Source organism: Ramlibacter sp. (genome assembly GCF_035706265.1).
Taxonomy (GTDB): domain Bacteria; phylum Pseudomonadota; class Gammaproteobacteria; order Burkholderiales; family Burkholderiaceae_C; genus Ramlibacter.
Genome location: NZ_DASSVG010000597.1, coordinates 1 through 3109, shown reverse-complemented (window position 1 = coordinate 3109; position 3109 = coordinate 1). Strand labels below are relative to the sequence as shown.

3 protein-coding genes are annotated in these 3109 nt (G+C 70.7%); all 3 read left to right on the top strand.

Annotated features, from left to right (window positions below; genetic code table 11):
• The coding region (locus VFM98_RS21340; protein ID WP_325111901.1) for an NAD-dependent epimerase/dehydratase family protein at positions 1-963 on the top strand (963 nt) is incomplete at its 5' end.
• A gap of 8 nt (positions 964-971) precedes the next feature.
• Complete coding sequence (locus VFM98_RS21335) at positions 972-2054, top strand: SDR family NAD(P)-dependent oxidoreductase (RefSeq protein WP_325111900.1); 1083 nt, start codon at positions 972-974, stop codon at positions 2052-2054.
• Entirely contained in the window at positions 2054-3025 is a 972-nt protein-coding gene (locus VFM98_RS21330; protein ID WP_325111899.1) for an MDR/zinc-dependent alcohol dehydrogenase-like family protein, read from the top strand. Before VFM98_RS21335 ends, VFM98_RS21330 begins: the two co-directional genes overlap by 1 nt.
• Positions 3026-3109 lie beyond the last annotated feature (84 nt).

Here is a 3109-nt window from a genome sequence, read left to right as displayed (position 1 = left end):
GAAGTGGAACTGGTCGTCGGCGACGTGAACGATCGCGACAAGGTGGCCCGGGCACTGCAAGGCGTCGACTTCGTCTACCACTTCGCCGCTGCGGTCGGCGTCGGGCAGAGCATGTACGAGGTGGCGCACTACACGCGCGTGAACAACCTCGGCACCGCCGTCCTGCTGGAGGCGCTGCTGGCCAACCCCGTGGAACGGCTGGTCGTGGCTTCCAGCATGAGCCTGTACGGCGAGGGCCTGTACCAGGGCGCATCGGGCCAGCCGCGCACGGTGGGCGAGCGCAGTCTCGAGCAGCTGAAGGCCGGCCAGTGGGAGTTCCCCGGCGAAGACGGCAGCGCGCTGCGGCCGCTGCCCACGCCCGAGACCAAGCAGCCCTCGCTGGCCTCGGTGTATGCGCTCTCGAAGTACGACCAGGAGCGGCTCTGCCTGATGATCGGCCGCGCCTACAACATCCCCACCGTCGCCCTGCGCTTCTTCAATGCCTACGGGCCGCGGCAGGCGCTGTCCAACCCCTACACGGGCGTGCTGGCCATCTTCGCCTCGCGCCTGTTGAACGGCAACCCGCCGGCGATCTTCGAAGACGGGCTGCAGCAGCGCGACTTCGTCAGCGTGCACGACATCGCGCGTGCCTGCCGGCTGGCCCTGGAGACGCCCGAGGCGGCGGGCGAGGTCTTCAACGTCGGCAGCGGCGAGCCGCATACGGTGCGCGACATCGCGGCCAAGCTCGCCCAGGTCGTCGGCAAGGAGCACATCCGGCCGGAGATCCTGGGCAAGTACCGGGTGGGCGACATCCGCCATTGCTTTGCCGACATCTCCAAGGCCAGCCGCATCCTCGGCTACACGCCCCAGGTGCGGCTGGAGGACGGCCTGGTCGAACTCGCCTCCTGGCTCGAGAGCCAGGCCGCGGTGGACCGCGTGGCGCAGGCCAGCGCCGAACTCAGCGCCCGGGGCCTGACGGTATGAAGAAGACCATGAGCGCCCACACCACTCTCGTGACCGGCGGGGCCGGCTTCATCGGCTCCAATCTCGCGCACCGGCTGCTCTCCGCGGGCCGCCGCGTGCGCGTGCTCGACAACCTCTCGCGCCCGGGCGTGGAGCAGAACCTGCAGTGGCTGCGCCAGCAGCACGGAGACCTGCTCGAGTTCGTGCGGGCCGACGTGCGCGACGCCACCGCGGTCGCCGAGGCCGTTGCCGGCGTGCAGCAGGTCTTCCACTTCGCGGCGCAGGTGGCGGTGACCACCAGCCTGGAGAATCCGCAGGAGGATTTCGCCGTCAACGCGATCGGCACGCTCAACGTGCTGGAGGCCGCGCGCGCGCGGCCGGTGCCGCCGGCAGTGCTCATGACCTCGACCAACAAGGTCTACGGCGGGCTGGAGGACTTGCAGCTTTCCGTGCAGGGCCAGCGCTACCTGCCGGTGGAGGCCCGCGTGGCCGCGCGCGGCATCGGCGAGGACCGGCCGCTCGACTTCCACAGCCCCTACGGCTGCTCCAAGGGCACGGCCGACCAGTACGTGATCGACTATGCGCGCAGCTACGGCATGACGACGCTGGTCTTCCGAATGAGCTGCATCTACGGCCCGCGCCAGTTCGGCACCGAGGACCAGGGCTGGGTCGCCCACTTCATCCTGCGCGCGCTGCGCGGCGAACGCATCACGCTGTACGGCGATGGCATGCAGGTGCGCGACGTGCTCTTCGTCGACGACCTGGTGGATGCCTTCCTGCTGGCCGAACAGCACGCGCCGCGCCTGAAGGGCCGTGCCTTCAACATGGGCGGCGGGCCCGGCAACGCCATCAGCCTGCAGGACCTGCTCGATCGCATCGAGCAGCTGCACGGCGAGCGGCCGCCGGTGGCGCTGGACGCCTGGCGCACCGGTGACCAGCGCTACTACGTCTCCGACACCCGCGCGTTCCAGCACGAGACGGGCTGGAAGGCCAAGGTCGCCGCCGAGGCCGGCATTGCGCGCCTCTACGAATGGCTGGCCGAACGCCAGGCGACGGAAAAGCGCGGCACGCGCGCGGCAGTTGCGGCGCGCGTGGCGGCGGGGGCGCACTGATGGCGGCGGGATCCATGCAGGCGGGGGTGATCGCGGGTCCGCAGCAGGCAGCGCTGCAGAGCGCGGAGATTCCGGAGCCGGGGCCGGGCCAGGTGCTGCTGCGGCTGGAGGGTTCGGGCGTGTGCGCTTCCTCGCTGCCGCTGTGGGAAGGCCGCGAGTGGTTCGAATACCCGCAGCCGGCGGGCGCGCCGGGGCACGAAGGCTGGGGCCGCATCGCCGCGCTCGGTGAAGGCGTGATGGGGCTGGAGGTCGGCGACCGCGTCGCCGCGCTCAGCTACCGCGCGCATGCCGAGTACGACCTCGCCGACGCGAAGGCGGTGATCCGCCTGCCGGCCGCCCTGGCGGGCAAGCCGGTGCTGGGCGAGCCGCTCGGCTGCGCCACCAACATCTTCCGCCGGAGCGAGATCCGCGCCGGCCAGACGGTGGCGATCGTCGGCATCGGCTTTCTCGGCGCGCTGCTCACGCAACTCGCCAAGCATGCGGGCGCGCGCGTCATCGCGCTGTCGCGCCGGCCCTTTTCGCTGGAGTTCGCGCGCCAGGCCGGCGCCGACGAGACGCTGCTGCTGGACGACCACTGGCAGGTCATCGACAAGGTCAAGCGCCTCACCGACGGCCGCTTCTGCGAGCGCGTGATCGAGTGCACCGGCCTGCAGTGGCCGCTGGATGCCGCGGGCGAGCTGAGCGCGGAGCGCGGCCGGCTCGTGATTGCCGGCTTCCACCAGGACGGGCCGAGGCAGGTGAACCTGCAGCTGTGGAACTGGCGCGGCCTGGACGTCATCAACGCCCACGAACGCGACCCTCAGGCCTACGTGGAGGGCATGCAGCGCGCCGTGCAGTGGCTGGCCGAAGGGATCATGGACCCGACGCCGCTCTACACCCACCAGCTGCCGCTCGACCGGCTGGGTGAAGCGCTCGAGCTCACGCGCACCCGCCCCGACGGATTCATGAAGGCCCTCGTCCTCACGTCATGAGCACATCGCAGAAGAACAAAGGTTCCCTTCCCCGCCTCGGTTTCCTCGGTCTCGGCTGGATCGGGCAGCATCGCCTGCAGGCGC